The 22,886-nt window shown below is 64.8% G+C and carries 25 protein-coding genes and 1 riboswitch; of the genes, 9 read left to right on the top strand and 16 right to left on the bottom strand.

The window, feature by feature from the left end:
- Window positions 1–96 precede the first annotated feature (96 nt).
- Window positions 97–206, bottom strand: a riboswitch (TPP riboswitch).
- A gap of 148 nt (window positions 207–354) precedes the next feature.
- From RMO23_RS10905 to RMO23_RS10870, 8 genes are all read right to left on the bottom strand, one after another.
- Window positions 355–1,455 (bottom strand): NAD(P)/FAD-dependent oxidoreductase, encoded by a 1,101-nt coding sequence (locus RMO23_RS10905; RefSeq protein ID WP_309681362.1) that lies wholly within the window; start codon window positions 1,453–1,455, stop codon window positions 355–357.
- 66 nt (window positions 1,456–1,521) lie between these two features.
- Window positions 1,522–1,851 carry a ferredoxin FdxA gene (gene fdxA, locus RMO23_RS10900; protein WP_309681360.1) on the bottom strand — a complete coding sequence of 110 codons (330 nt, stop codon included), beginning with the start codon at window positions 1,849–1,851 and terminating at the stop codon, window positions 1,522–1,524.
- Window positions 1,852–1,938: 87 nt separating this feature from the next.
- A complete protein-coding gene (locus RMO23_RS10895; RefSeq protein ID WP_309681358.1) occupies window positions 1,939–3,255 on the bottom strand; it encodes a GTP-binding protein in 1,317 nt (438 codons plus the stop codon).
- On the bottom strand, window positions 3,255–4,199 hold the full coding sequence (gene cysD, locus RMO23_RS10890) for a sulfate adenylyltransferase subunit CysD (RefSeq protein ID WP_309681356.1): 945 nt from the start codon (window positions 4,197–4,199) through the stop codon (window positions 3,255–3,257). The genes RMO23_RS10895 and cysD overlap by 1 nt, the downstream gene beginning before the upstream one ends.
- Window positions 4,196–4,981, bottom strand: a complete 786-nt coding sequence (locus RMO23_RS10885; RefSeq protein WP_309681355.1) for a phosphoadenylyl-sulfate reductase — start codon at window positions 4,979–4,981, stop codon at window positions 4,196–4,198. The genes cysD and RMO23_RS10885 overlap by 4 nt, the downstream gene beginning before the upstream one ends.
- A 10-nt stretch (window positions 4,982–4,991) precedes the next feature.
- The gene (locus RMO23_RS10880; protein WP_309681353.1) at window positions 4,992–5,399 is read right to left on the bottom strand and encodes a DUF934 domain-containing protein; all 408 of its coding nucleotides are present in this window, start codon (window positions 5,397–5,399) and stop codon (window positions 4,992–4,994) included.
- A gap of 39 nt (window positions 5,400–5,438) precedes the next feature.
- Window positions 5,439–7,268 (bottom strand): nitrite/sulfite reductase, encoded by a 1,830-nt coding sequence (locus RMO23_RS10875; RefSeq protein WP_309681351.1) that lies wholly within the window; start codon window positions 7,266–7,268, stop codon window positions 5,439–5,441.
- Window positions 7,269–7,342: 74 nt separating this feature from the next.
- The gene (locus tag RMO23_RS10870) at window positions 7,343–8,134 is read right to left on the bottom strand and encodes a sulfite exporter TauE/SafE family protein (protein WP_309681349.1); all 792 of its coding nucleotides are present in this window, start codon (window positions 8,132–8,134) and stop codon (window positions 7,343–7,345) included.
- Window positions 8,135–8,377: 243 nt separating this feature from the next.
- On the opposite strand from RMO23_RS10870, the gene RMO23_RS10865 reads away from it, so the two are divergent.
- Both RMO23_RS10865 and RMO23_RS10860 read left to right on the top strand, forming a co-directional pair.
- Window positions 8,378–9,607 (top strand): ABC transporter substrate-binding protein, encoded by a 1,230-nt coding sequence (locus tag RMO23_RS10865; RefSeq protein WP_309681347.1) that lies wholly within the window; start codon window positions 8,378–8,380, stop codon window positions 9,605–9,607.
- A gap of 58 nt (window positions 9,608–9,665) precedes the next feature.
- Entirely contained in the window at window positions 9,666–10,469 is an 804-nt protein-coding gene (locus RMO23_RS10860) for a response regulator (RefSeq protein ID WP_309681345.1), read from the top strand.
- Window positions 10,470–10,544: 75 nt separating this feature from the next.
- On the opposite strand, the gene mnmC is transcribed toward RMO23_RS10860, so the two are convergent.
- Both mnmC and RMO23_RS10850 read right to left on the bottom strand, forming a co-directional pair.
- Entirely contained in the window at window positions 10,545–12,518 is a 1,974-nt protein-coding gene (gene mnmC, locus RMO23_RS10855) for an FAD-dependent 5-carboxymethylaminomethyl-2-thiouridine(34) oxidoreductase MnmC (RefSeq protein WP_309681344.1), read from the bottom strand.
- Between the two features lie 19 nt (window positions 12,519–12,537).
- Entirely contained in the window at window positions 12,538–12,810 is a 273-nt protein-coding gene (locus RMO23_RS10850) for an oxidative damage protection protein (RefSeq protein WP_309681342.1), read from the bottom strand.
- Window positions 12,811–13,348: 538 nt separating this feature from the next.
- Here RMO23_RS10850 and RMO23_RS10845 point away from each other — a divergent pair.
- The 3 genes from RMO23_RS10845 (at window position 13,349) to RMO23_RS10835 (ending at window position 14,725) form a co-directional block, all read left to right on the top strand.
- Window positions 13,349–13,591 (top strand): hypothetical protein, encoded by a 243-nt coding sequence (locus RMO23_RS10845; protein WP_309681340.1) that lies wholly within the window; start codon window positions 13,349–13,351, stop codon window positions 13,589–13,591.
- A 115-nt stretch (window positions 13,592–13,706) separates the two neighbouring features.
- A complete protein-coding gene (locus tag RMO23_RS10840; RefSeq protein WP_309681338.1) occupies window positions 13,707–14,261 on the top strand; it encodes a thioredoxin domain-containing protein in 555 nt (184 codons plus the stop codon).
- 137 nt (window positions 14,262–14,398) lie between these two features.
- Window positions 14,399–14,725 carry a DUF6172 family protein gene (locus tag RMO23_RS10835; protein ID WP_309681336.1) on the top strand — a complete coding sequence of 109 codons (327 nt, stop codon included), beginning with the start codon at window positions 14,399–14,401 and terminating at the stop codon, window positions 14,723–14,725.
- A 12-nt stretch (window positions 14,726–14,737) separates the two neighbouring features.
- Here the strand turns inward: RMO23_RS10835 and RMO23_RS10830 are convergent, their stop codons facing one another.
- The 4 genes from RMO23_RS10830 to RMO23_RS10815 form a co-directional block, all read right to left on the bottom strand.
- Complete coding sequence (locus RMO23_RS10830) at window positions 14,738–16,039, bottom strand: DEAD/DEAH box helicase (RefSeq protein WP_309681334.1); 1,302 nt, start codon at window positions 16,037–16,039, stop codon at window positions 14,738–14,740.
- Between the two features lie 165 nt (window positions 16,040–16,204).
- Window positions 16,205–17,023, bottom strand: a complete 819-nt coding sequence (locus RMO23_RS10825; protein WP_309681332.1) for a class I SAM-dependent methyltransferase — start codon at window positions 17,021–17,023, stop codon at window positions 16,205–16,207.
- 45 nt (window positions 17,024–17,068) lie between these two features.
- Window positions 17,069–17,590, bottom strand: a complete 522-nt coding sequence (locus tag RMO23_RS10820; protein WP_309681330.1) for a hypothetical protein — start codon at window positions 17,588–17,590, stop codon at window positions 17,069–17,071.
- A gap of 107 nt (window positions 17,591–17,697) precedes the next feature.
- The gene (locus RMO23_RS10815; RefSeq protein WP_309681328.1) at window positions 17,698–19,197 is read right to left on the bottom strand and encodes an MFS transporter; all 1,500 of its coding nucleotides are present in this window, start codon (window positions 19,195–19,197) and stop codon (window positions 17,698–17,700) included.
- Window positions 19,198–19,573: 376 nt separating this feature from the next.
- Here RMO23_RS10815 and RMO23_RS10810 point away from each other — a divergent pair, with 376 nt between their 5' ends.
- The 3 genes from RMO23_RS10810 to RMO23_RS10800 all read left to right on the top strand — a co-directional run bounded on the left by RMO23_RS10810 (window position 19,574) and on the right by RMO23_RS10800 (window position 21,043).
- The gene (locus RMO23_RS10810; RefSeq protein WP_309681327.1) at window positions 19,574–20,266 is read left to right on the top strand and encodes a 2OG-Fe(II) oxygenase; all 693 of its coding nucleotides are present in this window, start codon (window positions 19,574–19,576) and stop codon (window positions 20,264–20,266) included.
- A gap of 70 nt (window positions 20,267–20,336) precedes the next feature.
- Window positions 20,337–20,690 (top strand): DUF2845 domain-containing protein, encoded by a 354-nt coding sequence (locus RMO23_RS10805; RefSeq protein WP_309681325.1) that lies wholly within the window; start codon window positions 20,337–20,339, stop codon window positions 20,688–20,690.
- 11 nt (window positions 20,691–20,701) lie between these two features.
- On the top strand, window positions 20,702–21,043 hold the full coding sequence (locus tag RMO23_RS10800) for a copper-binding protein (protein ID WP_309681323.1): 342 nt from the start codon (window positions 20,702–20,704) through the stop codon (window positions 21,041–21,043).
- 8 nt (window positions 21,044–21,051) lie between these two features.
- Here the strand turns inward: RMO23_RS10800 and RMO23_RS10795 are convergent, their stop codons facing one another.
- Together RMO23_RS10795 and RMO23_RS10790 are read right to left on the bottom strand one after the other, a co-directional pair.
- Complete coding sequence (locus RMO23_RS10795) at window positions 21,052–21,474, bottom strand: VOC family protein (RefSeq protein ID WP_309681321.1); 423 nt, start codon at window positions 21,472–21,474, stop codon at window positions 21,052–21,054.
- A 43-nt stretch (window positions 21,475–21,517) separates the two neighbouring features.
- A complete protein-coding gene (locus RMO23_RS10790) occupies window positions 21,518–22,075 on the bottom strand; it encodes a DUF1003 domain-containing protein (RefSeq protein ID WP_309681318.1) in 558 nt (185 codons plus the stop codon).
- Between the two features lie 187 nt (window positions 22,076–22,262).
- Here RMO23_RS10790 and RMO23_RS10785 point away from each other — a divergent pair, with 187 nt between their 5' ends.
- Window positions 22,263–22,811 carry an NAD(P)H-dependent oxidoreductase gene (locus RMO23_RS10785; RefSeq protein ID WP_309681316.1) on the top strand — a complete coding sequence of 183 codons (549 nt, stop codon included), beginning with the start codon at window positions 22,263–22,265 and terminating at the stop codon, window positions 22,809–22,811.
- Window positions 22,812–22,886 lie beyond the last annotated feature (75 nt).

The following is a 22,886-nucleotide window of genomic DNA, read 5'->3' as shown; positions in this document are numbered from 1 at the left end:
CGCCGTGTTGGCGCTGTCAGTGGAGGGGCGGTGTGTGGAGGCCATGAACAGTTCCGTTATTCAATGGCAGGTGGGCTGGCCGGCGGCCCCCGTCAAGGCCATCCGGACATGCTTCCCTGCGCGAGGATTACCTCAGTCAGGTTCAAAGGGACTTTCTCAGTCGCCGCCCGTCCATATGGCAGGCAGCAACACCCCCAGCGAATCGTGCTCTTTCAAGCACAGCGCAAATTGTAGAGCGGATGGATGGCGCGCGCATTTGTCATCACGATGCCGCCCGCCGGCCCGGCCACCCGTTTGAGCGTGAAAAAAAAAGAGCCCGCAACGGGCGGGCTCTTGATGCAAAGCCGGGCAGGCTCAGTCGAAGACCGGCGATTCGACGCCCAGCACCTTGTGCAGCTTGGGGCTGGTGGTGGTGTACTGCAAGTGGATTTTTTTGTCGGGGAAGATGAAGGGTGCCGCACCAAAGGCTGCCAGCGCGCACTCATGAAAACCACTCAAAATCAGTTTTTTCTTGCCGGGGTAGGTGTTGATGTCACCCACCGCAAAGATGCCCGGAATGTTGGTTGAGAACTTTTCGGTGTCGACCTGCAACTGCTTGCGCTCAATGTCCAGGCCCCAATGGGCAATCGGCCCGAGCTTGGGGCTGAGGCCAAAAAACACCAGCAGCACATCGAGCGGCACCACGCGGGTCACGCCATCGGCGCCGGTGACCTTGGCGCCGCTCAGCTTGCCGTCTTTTTCGTCGTAGCCGGTGACCTGGCCGACGATGAACTGCATTTCGTAGGCGTCGCACAGCTCATGCATCTTGGCCACGCTAGCGGGTGCCGCCTTGAAGCCGTCGCGGCGGTGAATCAGGATCACGCTCTCGGCCCTGTTCGGGCCGTCGTTCACAAAGTTCAGCGCCCAGTCCAGCGCCGAGTCGCCGCCGCCGACGATGACCAGGTTCTTGCCGGCAAAGTCGGCCGGGTTCCTGACGCGGTAAAACAGCTGGGAGTCGTCAAACTTGTCCAGGCCGTCCACCCGCAGCAGCTTGGGCTGGAAAGCGCCCACGCCGGCCGCTATAAAAATCGTCTTGGTCAGAAACTGGGTGCCCTTGGAGGTCTGGACAAAAAATCGGCCGTCGTCCTGTTTCTCGACCACGCTGACTTCCTGGCCAAAGTGAAAGGTCGCGCCAAACGGCTCGATCTGCTTGAGCAGTGAGTCGGTGAGCTCTTTGCCGGTGCACATAGGCACGGCCGGAATGTCGTAAATCGGCTTGTCGGGGTACAGCTCTATACACTGGCCGCCCGGGTAGGCCAGCGAGTCAATCACATGCGCCTTGATCTCCAGCAGGCCCAGTTCAAACACCTGAAACAGGCCGACCGGGCCGGCGCCCACGATGACGGCATCGGTTTCGATCGGACCGTCGTGGGCCGCAGCGGTGTTGATCACTTCTTGATTCAGTTGAGGTTCCATGGTTTCTTGAGTTGCTTTTTTAAAACGACTTGGCCGGGGCGACCCTGGGGCTTGGGGAGCTTGGGTCTAGCGCACCAGTTCAGCCAGTTTGCCGGTTTTGTCTTTCCACTCTTCCGCGTCGGGCAGGGCATCCTTGCGCTTGGTGATGCTTTTCCAGCCGGCCGCACGGCTCAAATCCACATTGAGCTTGATGAAGGCGATCTGATCGGCCGGCACATCCTCTTCGGCATAAATGGCGTTGACGGGACATTCGGGAATGCAGACCGCGCAGTCAATGCATTCGTCCGGGTCAATCACCAGCATGTTGGGGCCTTCGCGGAAGCAGTCCACGGGGCAGACATCCACACAGTCGGTGTATTTGCAGCGGATACAGGATTCGGAGACGATGTGAGTCATGTTGTGTTGGCTGATCGGTGGAAACCCTTGATTTTAGGAGGTTTCCAGTGACAAGGTTTTCAGGGTGTCGAAATGGCCCGGTCCGGCTCAAAGAACCAGTGCCGCGCCCGAGGTCTTGTGCGAGGCGGTATCGACCAGCACCAGCGAGCCGAGCACACGCGACTGCTTGTAGGGCAGCGCCGCAATCGGCTCGAGCAGGGACAGTTCGACCACGCCAATGGCGTTCACGCCAAGCTGGGTCGCGTCATGGCTGGCCAGGGTGTTGATGTCGAGCTGATGCACGATGCGTTTGATCTTGGCCTTGACCCAGCGGTGGCCCTGCAGCGCCCAGTAAAGCCGGCCTGGCAGCAGCGGCTCCTCATCCATCCAGGCGATGGTGGCGGTGATCTCGCGCGCGCCCAGCGGTGGCTCAAACCCGTCGCTGGCCAGCAGCCAGTCACCACGCGACACATCGAGTTCGCGGTCCAGGATGATGCCCGCGCTGTGCCCGGCCAGCACGGCCTTGGGCTGGCGCGCATGGTCCAGCACCTGGGCCACGGTGGCGGTTTTGCCGCCGGGCAGAACGGTAATTTGCTGGCCCGGCTGAACCGCGCCCGAAGCAATCCGGCCCCAGAAAACGCGCCGGCCCTGCGAGGTGTCGCTGCTTGCCGAAAACTTTTCGACCCATTGCACCGGAAAGGCAAAGGCATGTGCCGTATCACCCGGTGTGGCTGACAGATGCTCCAGAATCTCCAGCAGGCCAGGACCGTTGTAGCCGCACCAGCCTGGGTTGGCATCGACCACGTTGTAGCCGATCAGCGCCGACACCGGCACGATGGCGGTGACGGGGATTTGCGCGTGCTCGGAAAACTGCGTGAGTGCAGCGCTGATGTGGGCAAACGCCAGGGCCGGGTCGTCCACCGCATCGAGTTTGTTGATGGCAAAAACGATGGAGGGCACGCGCAGCAGATTGACCAGCAGCGAGTGGCGGCGCGTTTGCGGCAGCAGCTCGGGCGAGGGCGATTGCCAGGTCAGTTTGGTGGCATCGACCAGCACCACGGCGGCATCGGCGCTGGAGGCGGCGGTGACCATGTTGCGGGTGTACTGCTCGTGGCCGGGCGCATCGGCAATGATGAACTTGCGGTTCTCGGTGGAAAAGTAGCGGTAGGCCACATCAATCGTGATGCCTTGCTCGCGCTCGGCCGACAGGCCGTCGGTCAGCAGGGCCAGGTCGGTCGCGCCACCACGCTGCACGCCGGCCAGATGGTCTTGCAGCACGGCACGGCTGTCCACCAGCAGGCGGCCAATCAGCGTGCTTTTGCCGTCGTCAACGCTGCCGCAGGTGACAAAACGCAGGGCGGCTCGGGTGTCTTGCAGGCCTTCAGCGGCGGCCAGGCTGGCGGTTTCAAGAATCGGGGTGCTCATCAGAAATATCCTTCTTTTTTGCGCTTTTCCATGGACGCGTCGGAGGTCTTGTCGTCCATGCGGGTGGCACCGCGCTCGCTGACGTCGGCGGCGAGCGTTTCAATCACGATCTCGGCGGCTGTGGCGGCCGGGCTTTCGACGGGGCAGGTGCAGGTGATGTCGCCGACGGTACGGAAGCGCACGGTTTTGTCGACGGCTTGCTCGCCATCACGCAGCGGCGTCAATTCAGTGACGGGCACCAGCAGGCCCTTGCGCTCCACCACTGTGCGCTGATGCGCGTAGTACAGCGAAGGCAGCTCAATTTTCTCGCGCTCGATGTACTGCCACACGTCGAGTTCGGTCCAGTTGGAAATCGGGAACACGCGGAAATGCTCGCCCGGCTGCAGCCGGGTGTTGAACAGCGTCCACAGTTCGGGGCGCTGCGCCTTGGGCTGCCACTGGCCGAAGGCATCGCGGTGCGAAAAAATCCGCTCCTTGGCGCGGGCTTTTTCCTCGTCACGGCGGGCGCCGCCAATCAGGGCGTCAAAACGGAACTCGTCAATCGCCTCCAGCAGGGTCACCGACTGGTGCACATTGCGCGATTCGCCGGGGTGCGCCAGCCGCACCGTGCCGCGTTTCATCGAGTCTTCGACATTGCGCACCACCAGCTCGGCGCCCAGCTGCCGGGCGCGGTAGTCCCTGAAGTCGGTCACTTCATGAAAGTTGTGGCCGGTGTCAATCATGAGCAGCGGATACGGGATGCGGCCCGCGCCAAAGGCTTTCTCGGCGCATTTGAGCAGCACCAGCGAGTCCTTGCCGCCCGAAAACAGCAGGGTGGGGCGCTCGAAGGCGGCGGCCACTTCGCGCAGGATGAAGATGGCTTCTTCCTCCAGGGCGTCCAGATGGGCATTGCTCAGGATGTGAGGCGTTTGGCTAAGCATTTGGGGTTCGGTGCGGGCGTTCATGCGGGGATGGGTTTGATGGGAATAATGCTGGACAAAGGCTCGAACGCAGCGGGTTCCTGCGCTTCGTGCGTGCCGTCGGCGGCCACATGCAGGCCGCACTCCCTGGCGCTTTCCTGCTCCCACCACCAGCGGCCCGAGCGGAAGTCCTCACCGAGCGTGACGGCGCGGGTGCAGGGAGCGCAGCCGATGCTGGGAAAGAACTGGTCGTGCAGCGGGTTGTAGGGAATGCTGTGCAGGGCAATGAAATGCCACAGGTCGCCCCAGGTCCAGTCGGCCAGCGGGTTGATCTTCACGCGTTCCTCCTGCTGCTCGATGTCGTGCACTTCGGCGCGGGCACTGGATTGTTCGCGGCGCAGGCCGGTCAGCCAGCCGCCCTTGCCCGCCAGGGCGCGCTCCAGCGGCTCCATCTTGCGGATGTGGCAGCATGCCTTGCGCAATTCCAGGCTTTGGTACATGGCATCCGGGCCGTTCGTTTGCACGAAGGCGGAGGCGGCGCTTTCGACCGGGCGGTACACATCGACCTTGCGCTGGTAGCGCTCTTCGATGCGGCCGATCAGCGCCACGGTTTCGGCGTGCAGCATGCCGGTGTCCAGCACAAAAATGCTGCAGTCAATGCCGGCTTCCTGCAGCAGGTGCGTGACCACCATGTCTTCCGCACCGAGGCTGGAGGCCTGGGTCAGCGGGGCATGGCTCACGGCGGAGGATTTCAGCAAGGCCAGGCTGTGCGCCAGCTTGGCTGCAAAGTCTGGCGACGCCTTGGCGTAAAGGGAAATGGCACCCATGGTCTGGCTTTCAGGCGACAGCGGATGTTGCCGCGGAGACGAAATGCGGCTGGATGTCGATCGCATCGCCCTGGTACTTGCCGACGCCGTAGCCGGGGTAGGCGGCCAGCACGCGCTGGGCGATAGCCATGTCCTGGTCGGCGCGCAACACGGCCACGTCAAAGCCGCTGCGCTCCATTTGTGCCAGCTGGTCGACCAGCACGTCGCCGGTGGCACGGATTTCACCGCGGAAGCCGAGCCGGCGATGCAGCAGGAAGGCCTGGCTGAAGGCCCGGCCGTCGGTGAATTTGGGGAAGTTCAGGTCAATCCGGTCCACGCCGTCCAGCGTCAGCGCCAACGGATCGGCATCGTTCGCCAGTTCAATGACATTTTGGCCTGTAGCCCCCGTGGAATTTGCGCTGGCAGCTATTAATTTCATAGTAATTGGGTCCTTGGATGGTGCGGCGCGGTGAGCGTTTCAGGCGGCGCTGGTTTCGGCCGGTTCGGTGCGGGTGGCGCTAAAGCGTGCACCATTCGCAGCGGTCTTGAAGGGCTCGGCACCGACGCGGCGCAACGTGGCAATAAAGGTCTCGCGGCCTTCGCGCTGCTGGCGGTAGGTTTCCAGCACGGCTTCGATCACTTCCGGCACTTCAGCGGCCGAAAAGGACGGGCCGACGGCCTTGCCCGGCACGGCCGGGCCGGACAGCGTGGAGCCGTCCGAGCCGCCCAGCGAGACCTGGTACCACTCCTTGCCGTCCTTGTCGACACCCAGAATGCCGATGTGGCCGCTGTGGTGGTGGCCGCAGGAGTTGATGCAGCCGCTGATGTGCAGGTCAATTTCGCCCAGGTCATGCAGCTCGTCCAGGTCCTGGAAGCGCTCGGTGATGGCTTCGGCAATCGGGATGGAGCGGGCATTGGCCAGCGAGCAGAAGTCGCCGCCGGGGCAGGCAATCATGTCGGTCAGCAGGCGGATGTTGGGTTTGGCAAAGCCGGCCTTGCGGGCGGCGCGCCAGAGTTCCGGCAGTTCGTCGCAGCGCACCCAGGGCAGCAACAGATTTTGCTCGTGCGTCACGCGCACTTCACCGGCGCTGAAGCGCTCGGCCAGGTCGGCCGCGATGTCGAGCTGGGCCGCCGTGGCGTCGCCGGGGGCCTGGCCCAGGCGCTTGAAGGACAGCGTCACGGCGCGCAGATCGGGGTTTTGGTGCGGCGCGACGTTTTGCTGCAGCCAGCGGCCAAATTCGACATCGTCTTCGGCCGCAGCGCGCAGGATGTGGGCGATCTTGGCGTCGGCATCCTTGCGGTCGCAGCTCAGCGTGGGCGCCACAAAGCAGGCGGCCACGCGGTCGTATTCGGCCTGCGTGATGGTGTGCGGCCCGCCGTCGTGTTCCATGATCTGCTGGTATTCGGCCTCGACGTCATCGATGTAGCGCTGCCCTTCGGCCTTCACCAGAATCTTGATGCGGGCCTTGTAGATGTTGTCGCGGCGGCCATAGCGGTTGTACACGCGGACCACGGCTTCCAGGTAGTTCATGATCTGGTTCCAGGGCAGGAACTCGCGGATCACCGTGCCGATGATGGGGGTGCGGCCCATGCCGCCGCCGACCAGCACCTTGAAGCCCAGCTCGCCCTCGGCGTTGCGCAGCAGCTGCAGGCCCACGTCGTGCCAGCCGATGGCCGCGCGGTCTTCCCTGGCGCCGCTGATGGCGATCTTGAACTTGCGCGGCAAAAAGGCGAACTCGGGGTGCAGCGTGCTCCACTGGCGCATGATTTCGCCAAACGGGCGCGGGTCGGCGATCTCGTCCACCGCAATGCCGGCGCGCTCGTCGCTGGTGATGTTGCGGATGCAGTTGCCGCTGGTCTGGATGCCGTGCATGTTGACGCTGGCCAGCAGGTCCATCACGTCGGCCGATTTGTCGAGCGGAATCCAGTTGTACTGGACGTTCTGGCGCGTGGTGAAGTGGGCGTAACCGGTGGTCAGTCTGGAGCTGACCGAGAGGCCGTTTTTCAGGTTGACGGGGCCGAGCTTGTCCTGGGTAGCCTGGGCTTCGTTAAAAAGCGCGGCATTGGGCTGGTCGTAGTCGCGGGCAATGATGGCCAGCACCCGCAGCTGGGCGCTCGATAGCTCGCCGTACGGCACGGCCACGCGCAGCATGGGCGCATAGCGCTGCACATACCAGCCGTTTTGCAGGCGCAAGGGCCGAAATTCGTCTTCGGGCAACTGGCCGGCCTGCCAGCGCGTGAGCTGGTCGCGGAACTGGGCGGCGCGGGCTTTGACAAACTGGCGGTCAAATTCGGTGTATTGGTACATGGCTGTCAGCTATAGAGGAATCAAAAGAGGCTGGAGAAGTCTTGCGGTGGCAAATCGGGCACAGGGTGCGCAGTCTAAATGGAAATCAGCTTGACGCCGGCATAGGCCAGCAACACCGACAGCAGCGAGCGAATCACCCGGTCCGGCGTTTTGTGCACCAGGTGCGCGCCCAGCCAGATGCCGGGCAGCGAGCCGGCCAGCAGCTTGAGCAGCAGCGGCCAGTCGACCGAACCGATGGACGCATGGCCCAGGCCGGCCACCAGGGTCAGCGGCACGGCGTGGGCAATGTCGGCGGCCACGATGCGCGGCAGCGGCAGGGCCGGGTACAGCAGCATCAGCACAATCACGCCGACCGCACCGGCACCGACCGAGGTGATGGTGACCAGCGTGCCGATGACCGCGCCAAACAGCACCGGCAAGGCCCAATGGCGGGCCCGGGTGGCCTGGCCGAGCAGTTCGGGGGCGATTTTGCTGGGGGCGGCCTTGCCGCGCACGGCCTTGTAAAACGTGGCGGCGGCGGTCAGCAGCAGCGCCAGACCCAGGGTGGTGGTCATCAGCGTCTGGGTGGCGGGGTTGGCCGGACCGAGGCGCTGCAACAGATAGAGCGTGGCGAGCGAGGCCGGGATGCTGCCCGCCGCCACCTGGCCGACGATGCGCCAGTCCACCACGCGGGCGCGCGCCAGACTGACGGTGCCGCCCATCTTGGTGAAGGCGGCAAACAGCAGGTCGGTGCCAATCGCCAGGTGGGGCTTGATGCCAAAAACGAAGATCAGCAGCGGCGTCATCAGCGAGCCGCCGCCAACCCCGGTCAGGCCCACCACCAGGCCCACGGCAAATCCGGCAAATACAAAAGCAAATTCGTGCATAAGCCGCAGAATGTAAAGGGGCGGCTTATGAAAGCAAACTACAGATTTGTTGTTCCTATATTCGAATAAGCATATTCACCAGGTTACATGCGGCCTGGCAGCGGCCTGGCAGCGGTCCGGCGCGGCCGGAGCCGCTGCAGCGCCCCTTTTTGGGCCGGCCCGGCGCCTGACTGAAAGGCGTGGGCGCTGGTACAGTCCTTGCAAACTGGCCTGAGCCGCTCGCTTATATTTTTGGAGAAAACCGTGAAATTGACGAAATCTGCCCTGCTCGGGGCTGTGTTGCTGGCCTGGCTTGCCGCGGCGCCCGGCCTGGCGCTGGCGCAGGCGGCTTCCCGAAAGCCGATCAAGATCGGTGAAATCAACAGTTACTCGACGATTCCGCAGTTCACCCAGCCCTACCGCCAGGGCTGGCAGCTTGCCGTTGAGGAGATCAATGTGACCGGTGGCCTGCTGGGCCGCAAGGTCGAGGTGATCGCGCGTGACGATGCCGGCAAGCCCGAAGAGGCGCTGCGCCACGCCATCGAGCTGACTTCCAGGGAAAAAGTCGATGTGCTGGCCGGCGGCTTTTTGTCCAACGTGGGCCTGGCGCTGGCCGACCATGCGCTGAAAAACAAGCGCGTCTTCATTGCCAGCGAGCCGCTGGCCGATGCGATTGTCTGGGACAAGGGCAATCGCTACACCTTCCGCCTGCGCCCCAGCACCTATATGCAGGCCGCCATGCTGGTCGAGGAAGCCGCCAAGCTGCCGGCCAAACGCTGGGCCACGATTGCGCCCAACTATGAGTACGGCCAGAGCGCCGTCACCATCTTCAGGGAACTGCTCAAGGCCAAACGCCCCGACGTGGAGTTTGTCGGCGAGCAGTGGCCGGCGCTGGGCAAGCTCGAAGCCGGCACCACGCTGCAGGCCACCATGCAGTCCAAACCCGACGCGATCTTCAACGTGACCTTTGGCGCTGACCTGGCCAAACTGGTGCGTGAAGGCAATCAGCGCGGCATTTTCCCCAAAACGCCGGTGGTTTCGCTGCTGTCGGGCGAGCCCGAGTACCTGGATGTGCTGAAAGACGAAACCCCCAGGGGCTGGATCGTGACCGGCTACCCCTGGGACCAGATCGATTCGCGCGAGCACGCCAGCTTTGCCGCCAACTACTACCGCCGTTTCAGCGAATACCCCAAGGTCGGCTCGGTGGTGGGCTACGCCACCATGCAGGCGATTTTTGCAGCCATCAAAAAGGCCAATTCGACGGACAACGAAAAGCTGGTCACCGCACTGCGCGGCCTGAAGTTTTCCACGCCTTTTGGCCCGGCCGAGTTTCGCGCCATCGACCACCAGTCGACCATGGGCGCCTATGTCGGCAAGCTGGACCTGCGTGGCAACCAGGGCACCATGGTGCAGTGGCGCTATGCCGACGGCAAGGCCTATTTGCCCGACGATGCCTATGTGAAGGCGCGTCGCCCGGCCGAGGCCATGAAGTAATTTTTTTCAGGCGCCGGGGGCTTGTTGCCGGGCCGACATCCCCCGCATAATCACCCAAATGGGTGAATCGGCCGTCACCGCTGTCAAGCGGGTATTTGTAAAAGTCTCGGGATTCAGTGACGAGGAGCGCCACGCCCTGGGCGCCCAGTTTCGCCTGTCGGAAAGCCGGCCCACGGCCTACTCGCTGTGGCTCAAGGACGAAGAAGATGCCGCCGGAGTGGTGCTGGTCGATGGCGACAGCTGGGAAGCCGCGCTGGAACTGGCCAACCCCGCCAACGACCGCCTGCTGCTGGTCTGGGTCGGCCAGCAGGCACCGGCACGGGCCAGCCTGGCAGTGGCCAGACCGCTGCACTGGGGCGCTGTGATGGAACGGCTGGACGCGCTGCTGGCGAGCCGCGCCAAAGACTCCGCCGTGCTCCCGGAACTGGACCTCGATCTGGATTTTGACGCCTATTCCCGCACCGACCCGAGCCCGCTGGCGCTGCAGCAGGCCGACTCAGAACCGGCGGCCGTGCTGGTGGTGGATGCCGACGACAGCGCCCGGCTTTACCTGCGCGCCAAGCTGGCCAGCGCCGGCCTGCTGCGGGTCGACGAGGCCGGCAGCGGCGCGCAGGCGCTGCAACTGCTCGACTCCCGGTGTTACAAGCTGGTCATCCTCGACCTGGATTTGCCCGACACCGACAGCTGGAAGCTGATCAAGCAGGTCAAGGCGGCGCGGCCGGCGGTTGATTTTCTGCTGCTGACCGGTAGCCATGTCTCCTGGCTGGACGGCATGCGCGGCTGGCTGGCCGGTGCCCGCGCCTGCCAGCGCAAGCCTTTGCACCCCGGAAAGCTCAAGCAACTGCTGGGCAATCTGCGTTGAGTCAGTCCGCGGCGGTTTTTTTGCTATTAAATTAGTAGCTGCATGCGCACGTTCCGTATGGGCTAGAGGCATATTTCATTCATTTTTCAGACTTTTCAGGCGCTCCGCAGCCTGCGGCAGCAGCGCCTGCGCCAGCCGCAGCTCCAGCGGCAGCGGTTCGCCGTGCAGCCTGGCCGCCAGCAGTTCGGCGCACAGCGCCGCAAAGCTCAGGCCGCGCGAGCCCATGCCGCAACTGAGCCACAGGCCGGGCTGGCCCCTCAATTCGCCGACGGCCGGCAGGCGGCTGGGCGTGGCGCAGCGTACGCCGGCCCAGGCGTTCACGGGCGCATGAACCTGCGCCCGCCCAAGCGGCCCGGTCAACCGGGGCGCCAGCGCCGGCAGCAGCGTGTGCAGTCGCTGCAGGTTGTGCTGATCATCTTCGGGGTGAATCTCGGCGCGGGCGTTGCCCCTTTCAAAGCTGGCGCCGGTGATCCAGGCCCATCCCGCCTGTTGCCCGTCATCCATCGGCAGCGCGGCAATCAGGCTGCCATGGCCGTTGACCGGAAAGGCGGGCAGGGCGGGCCAATCGGCTAAGGATGCCGATGCGTCCTCCGCAGGACGCCGATGCCAGGCCCAGGACACCTGGCCGCGTATGGCTTGCAGCGCCAGCGGCGTGACGCTGCAGGAGCTTGCGGCGTTTTCTGCGTTGGCCGCCAGGGCCTGGCTGGCATAGCCCGCCGCCAGCACCACCAGCTCTGCGCAAGCCAGCTCCTGCCCCAGCGCATCCAGCACCTGCCAGTCATCACCCCGCCGGAGCAAACGGTCGACCACCGCATCGCCGCGCCATTCAATCCCCGGCGTGGCCAGCCAGGCCTTGACCAGTGGTGCCGGCTTGATCCAGCCCGCCCGCACATGCCACAGCGCCGGCGCCGAATCGGCCAGGCCGCAGCCGGCCAGCTGCGCCGGCGTGGCGGGGCAGCTCCAGTCCTGCGCGGCCTCGGCGTCATCACCTTGCCACGAGGCCGGCAGGGTGCGCAGATGGTCCACGCAATGCTCCAGCACGCCGCTGGGGGCCCAGTCGCTGCCGGCCTGCAGCAGCGCGTGGGCCTGCTGCAGCGTGGCCCGCACGCCGCTGCGTGACAGGCGCGACAAGGGGCTGTCGTCGGGCGAGACATGGGGCGCCAGCACGCCGGCCGGCAGGCCGGAGGCGCCCGCGGCCGGCGCCGCTGCCGCATCCAGCACCGTGACGCGCCAGCCGCGGCGCGCCAGGCTGGCGGCGACAGCGGCCCCGGCCAGACCGGCGCCGATCACGACACAGCGGGCGGCAGCGCGGCGCTGCCCGGGCGGCGCGGCCTTTTTGGGTGTCCAGGCCGGGTTGTACTCGCCCTGCAGCCGGTCGCGTTTGGGCGCGGCGCCAGGCGCCTTGTGCACCACAAAGCCGCATTGCGCCAGCGCATCGCGCACGCTGCGCGCCACCGTCCAGGTCGCCACCCGCGTGCCGCGCCGGCAGCAGCGGGCGACGGCCTTGAGGGTGGGCACATCCCAGATATCCGGGTTGCGCTGCGGGCTGAAGCCGTCCAGGTAGACCGAATCGGCCTCAAACGATTGCTCGCGCAGCATCGCCCTGGCGTCGCCTATGCACAGTGTCAGCAGCAACTGGCCGCCTTCGAACACCAGCCGGTGAAAGCCTGGCAGCAGGCCCCACAGCTGCTGCCGCAGTTGCCCGGCAAAAGGCAATAGTTTGGGGTGGCTGAGGGCGCCGCGCAGCACATCGTCGGCACTGGCGGGAAAGGCCTCGGTCGAGACGAAATGCAGCAGGCGGGGACGCTGCGGGTCGGCCTTCCAGGCGGCCCAGGTCAGCAGAAAATTCAGCCCCAGGCCGAAGCCGGTTTCCAAAATACACCATTGCGGCTGGCCGGCCCAGGCGGCAGGCAGGCCACAGCCTTTCAGAAAGACCTCGCGTGCCTGTTCCAACCCGCCGAGTTCGCTGCGGTAGCGGTCACCAAAACGCGGGTTGTAGGGGCTGCCGCTTGCCGTGCCGTCGTCCTGCCAGTCAATACGCTCGGGCATCGCCTCGGGCTAGTCAGCTTCAGGGAGTGGGCGGAACGTAGCCTTGGACGGCGTCGGCGCCGTCGCCAAAGAAGTGTTTTTCCATCTGGCGCGCCAGATACTGGCGGGCGCGGGCATCGGCCAGATTGAGCCGGTTTTCGTTGACCAGCATGGTCTGCTGCTTCATCCAGTCAGCCCAGGCCTGCTTGCTGACCTCTTCCCAGAGGCGCTTGCCGAGCGGGCCGGGGTAGGGCGGAAAGTCCAGGCCTTCGGCTTCGATACCGAGCTTGATGCATTTGACGAGGCGTGCCATGTGAATGTTCTTTCGTGGACTAACTGTGTTTTGGAATAAAGAAACAATTTTCTATTTGTTTCAGTTTTCAAGCATGCTTGCAGCATCAGTTTTACCCCGCACCTGACCGCCGGGATAAAAAAGCCGCGCATCGCTTCCTGCTGCGACTTTATCAATGTTTCAAGGGATGTTGCCAGCGGGCCGGTTTTGGGTGCGTCGCTCACAGGGTCGGCGCCGCCGCTGCAGGCCTGGCCTTGCTGGCGTGATGCCGGCCGCCGGGGGTTCTCTTCGTGGTTCCAGCCTTCGACCCATCGATTTATCGTGACGGGCAGCAAGCGGCGAAAGCCATGGCAATGCGGCGGGTTATATTTTGCGGTAAAATAAGCCTTTTGCCCATGCTGGACAAGCGCTTGTAGCTATAAATAGTATAGCGTCATCGGCCCCCCCGGCTTGCCCCAAAGCGGGTCCGGGCCGTGCCGGACAGCGAAATCAACGCCCACCGTGACCGGTTCCTGCGTCCCGCGCAGGAACACCACCCAACCCAAGGAAGATCCAAACCATGGCAAGAGCTGACGCCAAAACTGCTGTCCTCGCGGACGGCCTGCGCTACAAGTCCAAGGTGTCGGGTTCCCCGTTTGCTGCCACCACGTCTTTTGGCGCCGCCACCATGTCGTGTTTCATGTGCGGCAAGCACCGCGCCCGCGCCATGATGGGCACCCGCAAGGTGCTGGGCAAGTCCCAGGCGGTTTGCGCGCCTTCCTGCAAGGCGCTCGACGAGGCGCTGGAAAAAGCCGCGGGCTGATAGGCCCGGCCGGCCGGCCGTTGAAGCGGCCATGCCATCTTGATCAGGTGCGGCAGCGGGCGCATAGTGTGGCTGTGTTTGTCAACGCTGAACACCTGTCTGAAGGGTGAATCTCATGACCGCCTACATTCCGCCCAGCAAGCCCGAGCCCCTGCTCCTCCCGGACGAGGCTGTCGACCATATTTTGGGGCCGACTTCGGCGCCCGTCACCGTGATTGAATACGGTGACTTTGAATGCCCGTCCTGCTGTCAGGCCCATGCGGCGCTCAAGGTCATGCTGCCGCATTTTGCCGGCCAGCTGCGTTTTGTGTTTCGCCACTTTCCACTGCGCGAGGTGCACCCGCATGCCGAACTGGCGGCCGAAACCGCCGAAGCCGCCGCAGCCCAGGGCAGGTTCTGGCCCATGTACGACCTTCTTTTTGCCCACCAGCAGCACCTGAAGGACAAGCACCTGCGTGACTACGCCGAGCAGGTGGGCCTGGACATGGCACGCTACCAGAACGAGACCCGCGACCATGTCTACCTGCAGCGGGTGCAGGAGCACATGTACAGCGGCCGCCAGCTTGGTGTGCGTTCAACGCCGGCGTTTTACGTCAACGGCGTGTTCACCGATGTGTCATTCGGCCTGCAGCACCTGCATGAGGCGATAGACCGGGCCTTGCCCGCCTAGCGCGCTGGCCCGAAACGGGCGCTAATGGCCCGATAATCGCGCTCACACCGGGCGGCCATTGCAACGCCGTCCAGCGCCATCGGGCATTGCGCATCGCGTTTCGCGCTTCGAACCATCCAGATACCTCAAGGACCTCCGTGAAAAAAACCTACCTGCTCAACATTGAAGGCAAGCACCGCGACCGTTTGCTGGACGCCGCCAAGCACGACATCCGCAAATACGTCAAGCGCGAGCGCAGCCGGTCCTTGCCCGCAGGCGTTGATTTCTGGGACTTCGACTGCAAGTGCGGCAGCAGCGAAAGCGCGGCCGAGGCGGTGCATTTTGCCGCCCTGATGCCGGCGATTGATGCGCTGCTGGCCGGGGGCGGCGAGCAGTTTTACGTGGAGGTCGTGACCCGCCACGGCCACCGCATGGCCAGGCCCCAGGCGGCAGACCACGACATGGACCTGGAGGACGCCGACTAACGCCGGCCCTTGCTATTTTTGCGCCGGGGGCAACTCGCCGCTGGCTGCCGCCGCGGCACGCAGCTTGTCCTTCTTGCTCGGGCGTTTGCCCTTGATGCCGCCGGTGCCAGACGGATCGGCCGCATTCGGCGCCAGCACTTCAAGCGGCTCGAAGCCGGCCAGCTGCTCGCGCGGCACGCTGATGCGCTGGCGCTTTTCGATCAGCTTGAAGTGGGCCTGCGAGGCCGCAGTGACAAAGCTGACGGCCAGGCCGCTTTCACCGGCGCGGCCGGTGCGGCCAATGCGGTGCGTGTAGTCCACCGCCGAGCGCGGCAGGTCGTAGTTCACCACCACCGGCATTTGCGCAATGTCGATGCCGCGCGCCGCCACATCGGTGGCCACCACCACCTGCACGCTGCTGAGCTTGAAGTCGTGCAGCACCTGGGTGCGCTTGCCCTGGCTCAGCTCGCCATGAAAAGGCTCGGCTTCAATCGCGGCCTTGCGCAGCTTGTCGGCCACGATCTCGGCCGCATGCTTGGTCGCCACGAACACCAGCACCCGGCTCCATTTTTCGGTTTGCACCAGGTGGCGCAGCAACTGCGTGCGGCATCTGGCATCGACTTCAATGGCGCGCTGGGTGATGTCGGGCTCTAACTGCGGCGGTGCTTGCACCTCGATGCGCCGCGGCTCGCGCAGCATGCCGGCGGCCAGGGCCTCGATGGCGGGCGGAAAGGTGGCCGAGAAAAACAGGTTTTGCCGGTTGGCCGGCAGCAGCGCCAGAATGCGGCCCAGTTCCTCGCCAAAGCCCAGTTCCAGCAGGCGGTCGGCTTCGTCCAGCACCAGCGTGCTGACCGCGGCCAGGCTCAGTGCGTTGTGTTCGACCAGGTCCAGCAGGCGCCCCGGCGTGGCGACCACGATGTCGGCGCCGCCGCGCAGGTTCATCATCTGCGGGTTGATGGACACACCGCCAAACACCACCGCGACTTTCACCCGCTGCGCAGAATACCTGGCAAAGCCGACGATGGCCTCACCGACCTGCGCCGCCAACTCGCGCGTCGGCACCAGAACCAGCCCCTGGGTGCGCCTGGGCGCCCGGCCGGTGGTTGCGCCCGGCGTTACCGCCGCGGCCAGCGCCAGTTGCTGCAGCAGGGGCAGCGCAAACGCGGCGGTCTTGCCGGAGCCGGTCTGGGCCGAAGCCACCACGTCGCCCCCCTGCAGGATCACCGGAATGGCCGCCCGCTGAATCGCGGTGGGGGTGCGGTAGCCTTTGTCGCCCAGGGCGCGCAGAAGGGGCGGCAAAAAATCTGGCGAGAAGCCCAGTGAGGTAAATGGCATGAACAGGGCTTTGAAGGGGTGAGGGCGGGTAGACCGAAATGCAGGCCGAATTACAGGCCGAAATGCAGGACGCAACCGTGCCGCCTGAACCGCCAAGTTTAAGCCGTGCGCGCGGCCAGGCGGTTTTCCAGCGCCCCGCCGCCAGGGCGCCGCACCTTCAGCCGGTTACTGCCGAATCGCCAGCACCTCAAGGTATTCAGCCTGGTAGCGGGTGCCGCCGTCGGTCGAGAGGTTGTGCTGCGCCCACAGTTGCTGCAAATCGGCGTGCAGGGCGGCCTGCCCGGCGGCGTCGAGCGCGGCGAAGGCCCGGTTGGTCGGGCCATAGTAGGTGCGGAAAAACGTCACCACTTCAGCCGGCGGGAAGGGGTAGTCAAACGGGTACTGCCGCTTGGTCAGCGTCAGCTCGGCAATTCCGTCCTTCAGGCGCTCGCGCACAGCCGCTTCGTTGCCCCACAGCAGGGGCGAGGGCATCAGCGGCGGTGGCGGCACATGCTTGCCGAGGGTCTTGAACATCTGGCCGATAAAGCCCTCGGGTGTCCAGTTGGCCATGACGATGCGGCCGCCGGGCCGGCAGACCCGCACCAGTTCGGCCGCCACCCGCTCGGGCCGCGGCGCAAACATGGCGCCGATCAGGCTGACCACCAGCTCAAAAGAGTCGTCGGCAAAGTCCAGCATTTCGGCGTCGCCTTCCTCCAAGCGCACCGCCAGCCCTTCGGCCCTGGCGCGGGCGCGCGCCTGCTCGATCGAGTTGGCGGCAATGTCAACGCCGGTCACCTGCACGCCCGCGCGCGCGGCGGGAATCGCGATTTGCCCGGCGCCGCAGCCGACGTCGAGCATGGTGGTGCCGGGTGCAATGGCCAGCCGCGCCAGAAAGTCCAGCGCGCCCGGCTCCAGGTATTTGGCAAAGTGCCCGTAGTCGCCGGCCATCCAGGTGGCCTTGAGGCGGGCTTTCAGGGATTCCATTTCGGGGCTCATGGTGGTCATGGTGTTTTCCTTTCAACATAGGGGGGATAAAGCCGATCAGGCCGATCAGGCCGGCGCGGGATGGCCCGCTGGCCTGGCCTGCCTGGCCTGCCTGGCACGTAGGCGCCGCACCTGCAACGCCGCGCCAATGAGGAACAGCACAAACATCACGCCGGCGGCAGCCTGCAGCTCAGGCGCCTCGGCATTGGGCAGCAGCGGCGCTCCCAGCGGCAGGCGGGTCGTGGTCTCGGTAATTCCGGGGATCATGTGAAAAAGAAAAGTGGCCGAATAGCTGACGGTCTCTACATACGGCGAGGCCCGGCCCAGCCACCGCGTGTAGCCCGCCACGGCCGCCAGCAGCAGCACCAGCAAGGTGATCACGCCGAGCGCATGGGGTTTGCCGAAGCCCCCATGCGCAAAGATGCCAAAGCCGGTCAGGCAGGTGATGAGCGTGGCGATCACATAGACCTTGCCGAGCCGGGTCTTGAGCAGGATTTCCTTGTCGCGGAAAAATGCCATCAGGCCGGCGACGACAGCCACCAGGCTGACGGCCGTGTGAAAGACGCCCAGAGGGGTTAAACCATTCATGTCGTTCTCCTTTGAAAAGCGCCCGTGAAAGGGACGGCAACCAGGGTGACAGCGAAGGACGGAGATTGTCGTCCTGGCGGCCGCTGCCGTCCAGCGCTCCCGTTGACCTAAAGCCTCGCGGGTGCGATGAACACCGCCGCGCAGACCGCCGAAGCCAGCGCGCACAGCACGGCGGCCAGCACCACCCAGCGAAACGCCTCAATCAGTGCCACGGCCGGTGCGCCCTGCAGCGGGCCGCCCAGCGCTGCGGCAAACACCACGCCCAGCACCGCCACGGCCAGCAGGCCGGCGACCCGCGCCACCGCGTTGTTCACACCCGAGGCGACGCCGGCGTGGGCGCTCGGCACCGCATTCATCACGGTGGTCGTGAGCGGAGCCACGGCAATCGTCATGCCCAGGCCCAGCACCAGCATGGCTGGAAAAAAGCCCGCCCAGTAGGGCCAGCCCAGGCCCGGCAGCGCCATCAGCGCCAGGCCGCCCGCCGCCAGCACCGGGCCCCAGGTCAGCATGCGCCGTGCGCCAAAGCGGTCCATGGCCTTGCCGGCCGTGGGCGACAGCAGACCCAGAATGAGCGAGAACGGCAACAGCGTGGCGCCCGCCGCCGTGGCTGAATAGCCGAAAGCGCCAATCAGCACGAAAGGCAGAAAAAACAGCACACCCGACAGCGCAAAGTACAGCAGCAGCGTGAGCAGATTGGCGCCCAGAAAATCGCGCGAACTGAACAGGGCCGGCGGCACCATGGGCGCGCGCACCCGCGCCTGCGCCACGGCAAACGCCGCCAGCGCGGCCACGCCAAGCGCCAGCGGCCAGAGCACGCCGGCGTCGCGCCAGCCGCGCCCGGGCGCCAGCGTCAGGCCATAGGTCAGCGCGCCCAGGCCGCCCGCCACCAGCAGCACGCCAGGCCAGTCGAAATGCTGCGCTGCCTGCGGGTCGCGGCTGTCGGGCACCGCATACCAGGCCAGCCAGAGCGTGGCCGCGGCCAGCGGCAGGTTCAGGAAAAAAACGGCGCGCCACGACACCACATCGACCAGCCAGCCGCCCAGCACCGGCCCGGCCGCGCTGGTGATGGCGGCCCACGCCGCCCAGGTGCCTATGGCCTTGCCGCGCGCTTCGCCTTCAAACACGTTGCCAATAATGGCCAGGCTGGCCGGCACCAGCAGCGCCGCTCCCACACCCTGCAGCGCCCGCGCGGCAATCAGGGCGGCCACATCCGGCGCCAGCCCGCAGGCCGCGGAAGCGGCGGCAAACAGCGCAATACCGAGCATGAAAATACGCCGCCGCCCAAAGCGGTCGCCCAGCGAGCCGCCGACCAGCACCAGCGAGCCGAGCGCCAGCAGATAGGCATTGATGATCCACTGCAGTGACGCCAGACTGCCACCGGCACCGTTGCCAAAGGCGGTCTGGATGGCGGGCAGGGCGATGTTGACGACCGAGCCATCGATAAACGCCATCGACGAGCCCAGGATGGTGGCGGCCAGGGCGTAGCGTTTTCGGGCCGCCTGCGTACCGGCGGGCAGGGCCCGGGTGCCCGGCGAAACGGCGGCTTCACAGCTGCGCTGTGCTTGAATGATGCCTTCGTCGCAGGGAGATTGCGCGTTTGCCAGCATGGCGGCCCGGGTGGTTGGTTCCGGATTATGTCGGCGCGCGGACCCGGCTGTCCATCACCCTGTCAGGTAGTCCCCGGGCTCGTCTGTCGGGCGCTGGCAGGGTGTCTGCGGCACTTCATTTGCTATTAAAAGAATAGCTGCTTGTGCATGTAATACGTGGGCTAGAGGACTTTTTGATGCTTGAAACCGGTCCAACAGGGTGCCGGCAGGGGTAAAAAGGGTAAAAGCGGTAAAAGCGGTAAAAGAGGTGTCCGGTTCTGGCCAGCCTCGGGGCTGCAACCGGTCCAGACTTGAGGCTCGCACCCGAGTCAAAGCGCCCCGGCAGAAAGGCCATCACCATGACCGTTGAACGTGAAACCATCGCAAAGGCCGGACCATGCTGACCGAGGCCGGCTGGACGGCGTGCGCGGAGGCGCTGCAGAGCCATGGCAGCGTGGTGCTGCCGCAGCTGCTGAGCGCCGCCGAGTGCGTGGCCATCGCCGGGCTGTATCCGCAGGCCAACCGTTTTCGCAGCCGGGTGCTGATGGGGCAGCACGGTTTTGGCCGGGGTGAATACCAGTACTTCAGTTACCCGCTGCCCGATCGGGTGCAGCAGTTGCGCGCCACGCTATACCCCCGGCTGGTCGGCGTGGCCAATCGGTGGAACGAGGCCATGGGCCTGGCCGTGCGTTTTCCGTCCGACCACGCCAGTTTTCTGGCGCGCTGCCACGCGGCCGGGCAGACCCGGCCGACGCCGCTGCTGTTGCAGTACGGTGAGGGCGACTACAACTGCCTGCACCAGGACCTGTACGGCGAGCATGTGTTTCCGCTGCAGGTGGCGATTTTGCTGTCGCGGCCCGGTGAAGACTTCACCGGCGGCGAGTTCGTGCTGACCGAGCAGCGCCCGCGCATGCAGTCGCGGCCCGAGGTGCTGGCGCTGGCGCAGGGCGACGCGGCGATATTTGCCGTGCACCACCGGCCGGTGCCGGGCAGCCGGGGCTTTTACCGGGTCAACATGCGCCACGGCGTCAGCCCGCTGCGCTCGGGCCAGCGCCACACACTGGGCGTGATTTTTCATGACGCGAAGTAGCGCCGCGGCGCTACCATGGAGAGCCAGGCTTGGGGCGGCGCCAAAAGCCTGCAGTGCAGAAGGAGTCAGCGTGAAATTCCTTGCCCGCGTTTGCTTTGCCAGCCTCGTTTCGGCCCTGTTTCCGCCTGCCTATGCGGAAACGCTGCGCTGCAACGACCACATCATTGACGTCGGTGACTCCAGGCTGTCGGTGCGTTACCGCTGTGGCGAGCCGCTGTTGCAGGACTCGTATTGCGCGCCGGTTTATTTTTATCCGGGGATCTGGCAAGTGCCCGAGCCCTTTGCCAGCACCGTGGTGCCCTGCCAGAAAGTTGACGAGTGGCTGTACGACCGCGGCCCCGGCAATCTGGTGGCGACCGTGCGTTTTCGCGCGGGCGTGGTGTCGTCCATCAGCTACAGCGCCCGCGCGCTGCCGTCTCCATAATGCGTAAGCCCATGAAATTTATTGACACCGCCCGTATCCTCGCAGGTGCCCTCGCAGCGCTTGTGTTGGCCAGCGCCCCCACGGGCGCACAGGCGCAGGTCACCCGGCCGGCGAGCAAACCAGCGCTGGCCAGCGCCGAAGTGGTGAATGTTTACCCCGAGGACAAACGGGTGTTGTTGGCGCACGGGCCGATTCCCGCGATCGGCATGTCGGCCATGACCATGGAGTTTGGCGTTGCGCGGCCCGGGCTTCTCAAGACGCTCAAGAAACTCAAGCCCGGCGACCGTATCCTGTTTTCAGCGGCACGGGTCAAGGGCGACTACCTCATCACCCACCTTGAACTGGCGAAGTGACGGGCGGCTCAATCGGGAGGTGCCCACTGCGGGTTCCAGACCACCTCCCACAGGTGTCCGTCCGGGTCCTGAAAATAGCCCGCGTAACCGCCCCAGAAGGTGTTTTGCGCTGGTTTCACAATCAGGGCGCCCGCGCTTTTGGCCTGCGTCATCACCGCATCGACCTCGGCTTTTGACGCCACGTTGTGCCCCAGGCTGAGCTCGGTCGGGTTCGGCCGGCCCGGCGCCAGGCCTGAATCATGCGAAATACTCTGGCGTGGCCACAGCGCCAGCTTGAGTCCGGCCTGCAGCTCAAAAAAAGCCACCGCGCCGTGCTCAAACGCCTGGCCCACGATGCCTTCGCTCGGCAGGCCCAGGCCGTCCCGGTAAAAGCGCAGCGAGCGCTCCAGATCGTCAACGGCCAGGGTGATGACGGTAATACGGGGTTTCATGCCAGTGCTCCTTTCATCGTGCCTTCATCGTGGCCAATGGGGTTTATTCAGGGCCGATTTTCTTCTCGACCAAGCCAGCCAGCAAGCGCAACTGCTCCTTCTGAAGCGCCAGCAGTTCGCTCCACTGGCCTTCGCGCAACAGGTCCACTTTTTCGTGCAGCAGCATGATTTCGAGTTCGGCCTTCAGGTTGACCTCGTAGTCATGCTCGGCATTGAGCCGGTCTTTTTCGGCCTGCCGGTTTTGCGACATCAAAATAATCGGCGCCTGAATGGCGGCCAGCATCGACAAAAACAGGTTGAGCAGGATGTAGGGGTAGGGGTCGAAGGCCTTGTCGTAGCGCACCAGAATCAGCGAATTCAGGCCGACCCAGACCGTCAGCACCAGCGCAAACAGGGCGATGAAGGTCCAGGAGCCGCCGAAAGTCGCCACCGCATCGGCGGCGCGCTGGCCCAGCGAACTTTCGGTGTCCATTTCCCGGGTGATGTTTCGGGCAATGTGCGTGCGGCCGGCAATATGGCGTGCCACTTTCTGGGTGCGCGCGTCCATCGATTCGTAGGGCACACCCAGCAGTTTTTCTGCGATTTCATGCGGTTTTTTCATGGTTTTTTCGGGGTGATCATGGATTGTGGAATGAGGGTCTGGCTAATGTAGGCCCGGGGCCGGTCGTACGTCCCCGCTCAAGGCATTGTCAGCTTGCAGTCCTACAGCGCGCCGCCGAAAATTGCTTTACAAAGTGGGGCTGCCGCGCTCATTTTTTACCACCGTTGGTTCACTTCAGGAGAAGCTCATGGCCCAATACAGGATTGCTGTCGTCGTTGGCAGCATTCGCAAGGATTCCTTCAACAAAAAACTCGCCGAGGCGCTGGAAAAGCTGTTTCCCGCAGATTTCAGCTTTACCGCCGTGCGCATTGACGATCTGCCGCTCTACAACCAGGACGACGACGCCAACCCGCCGGAGCCGGTCAAGCGCCTCAAGGGCGAGATCGCGGCGGCCCAGGGCGTAGTGTTTGTTACCCCCGAATACAACCGCTCCATCCCCGGCGTGCTGAAAAACGCGATTGACCACGCCTCGCGTCCCTACGGCCAAAGCGTCTGGGAGGGCAAGCCGGCCGGTGTGATTGGCACCTCGGTCGGCCAGCTTGGCACGGCCCTGGCGCAGCAGCATTTGCGCAACGTGCTGGCCTACCTCGATGTGCCGACGCTGGGGCAGCCCGAGATCTTCATCCAGAACCGGGAAGGCCTGTACGACGCGGCCGGCAACATTGGCGAGGCCAGCCACAAGTTTTTGCAGGGCTGGGTCAATGACTACGTGGCTTGGGTGAAAAAACACGCTTGACGCCCGCTAGGCATCAAAAAAATAGTCTGTAGTACGGGCTATTTTTCAGTGGGCCGTGACGCCCAGCCAGCCATC

It is taken from the genome of Polaromonas sp., from assembly GCF_031411155.1.
Classification (GTDB): Bacteria; Pseudomonadota; Gammaproteobacteria; order Burkholderiales; family Burkholderiaceae_C; genus Polaromonas.
This window is presented reverse-complemented; position numbering and strand designations above follow the sequence as displayed.

Coding starts and splice junctions, on each gene's coding strand:
- RMO23_RS10860 (WP_309681345.1), top strand. CDS start 9,666: ATGGGTGAATCGGCCGTCACCGCTGTCAAGCGGGTATTTGTAAAAGTC.
- RMO23_RS10885 (WP_309681355.1), bottom strand. CDS start 4,981: ATGGGTGCCATTTCCCTTTACGCCAAGGCGTCGCCAGACTTTGCAGCC.
- RMO23_RS10785 (WP_309681316.1), top strand. CDS start 22,263: ATGGCCCAATACAGGATTGCTGTCGTCGTTGGCAGCATTCGCAAGGAT.
- fdxA (WP_309681360.1), bottom strand. CDS start 1,851: ATGACTCACATCGTCTCCGAATCCTGTATCCGCTGCAAATACACCGAC.
- RMO23_RS10810 (WP_309681327.1), top strand. CDS start 19,574: ATGCTGACCGAGGCCGGCTGGACGGCGTGCGCGGAGGCGCTGCAGAGC.
- RMO23_RS10825 (WP_309681332.1), bottom strand. CDS start 17,023: ATGACCACCATGAGCCCCGAAATGGAATCCCTGAAAGCCCGCCTCAAG.
- RMO23_RS10840 (WP_309681338.1), top strand. CDS start 13,707: ATGACCGCCTACATTCCGCCCAGCAAGCCCGAGCCCCTGCTCCTCCCG.
- RMO23_RS10875 (WP_309681351.1), bottom strand. CDS start 7,268: ATGTACCAATACACCGAATTTGACCGCCAGTTTGTCAAAGCCCGCGCC.
- RMO23_RS10800 (WP_309681323.1), top strand. CDS start 20,702: ATGAAATTTATTGACACCGCCCGTATCCTCGCAGGTGCCCTCGCAGCG.
- mnmC (WP_309681344.1), bottom strand. CDS start 12,518: ATGCCCGAGCGTATTGACTGGCAGGACGACGGCACGGCAAGCGGCAGC.
- RMO23_RS10870 (WP_309681349.1), bottom strand. CDS start 8,134: ATGCACGAATTTGCTTTTGTATTTGCCGGATTTGCCGTGGGCCTGGTG.
- RMO23_RS10895 (WP_309681358.1), bottom strand. CDS start 3,255: ATGAGCACCCCGATTCTTGAAACCGCCAGCCTGGCCGCCGCTGAAGGC.
- RMO23_RS10820 (WP_309681330.1), bottom strand. CDS start 17,590: ATGAATGGTTTAACCCCTCTGGGCGTCTTTCACACGGCCGTCAGCCTG.
- cysD (WP_309681356.1), bottom strand. CDS start 4,199: ATGAACGCCCGCACCGAACCCCAAATGCTTAGCCAAACGCCTCACATC.
- RMO23_RS10845 (WP_309681340.1), top strand. CDS start 13,349: ATGGCAAGAGCTGACGCCAAAACTGCTGTCCTCGCGGACGGCCTGCGC.
- RMO23_RS10795 (WP_309681321.1), bottom strand. CDS start 21,474: ATGAAACCCCGTATTACCGTCATCACCCTGGCCGTTGACGATCTGGAG.
- RMO23_RS10880 (WP_309681353.1), bottom strand. CDS start 5,399: ATGAAATTAATAGCTGCCAGCGCAAATTCCACGGGGGCTACAGGCCAA.
- RMO23_RS10850 (WP_309681342.1), bottom strand. CDS start 12,810: ATGGCACGCCTCGTCAAATGCATCAAGCTCGGTATCGAAGCCGAAGGC.
- RMO23_RS10790 (WP_309681318.1), bottom strand. CDS start 22,075: ATGAAAAAACCGCATGAAATCGCAGAAAAACTGCTGGGTGTGCCCTAC.
- RMO23_RS10830 (WP_309681334.1), bottom strand. CDS start 16,039: ATGCCATTTACCTCACTGGGCTTCTCGCCAGATTTTTTGCCGCCCCTT.
- RMO23_RS10815 (WP_309681328.1), bottom strand. CDS start 19,197: ATGCTGGCAAACGCGCAATCTCCCTGCGACGAAGGCATCATTCAAGCA.
- RMO23_RS10905 (WP_309681362.1), bottom strand. CDS start 1,455: ATGGAACCTCAACTGAATCAAGAAGTGATCAACACCGCTGCGGCCCAC.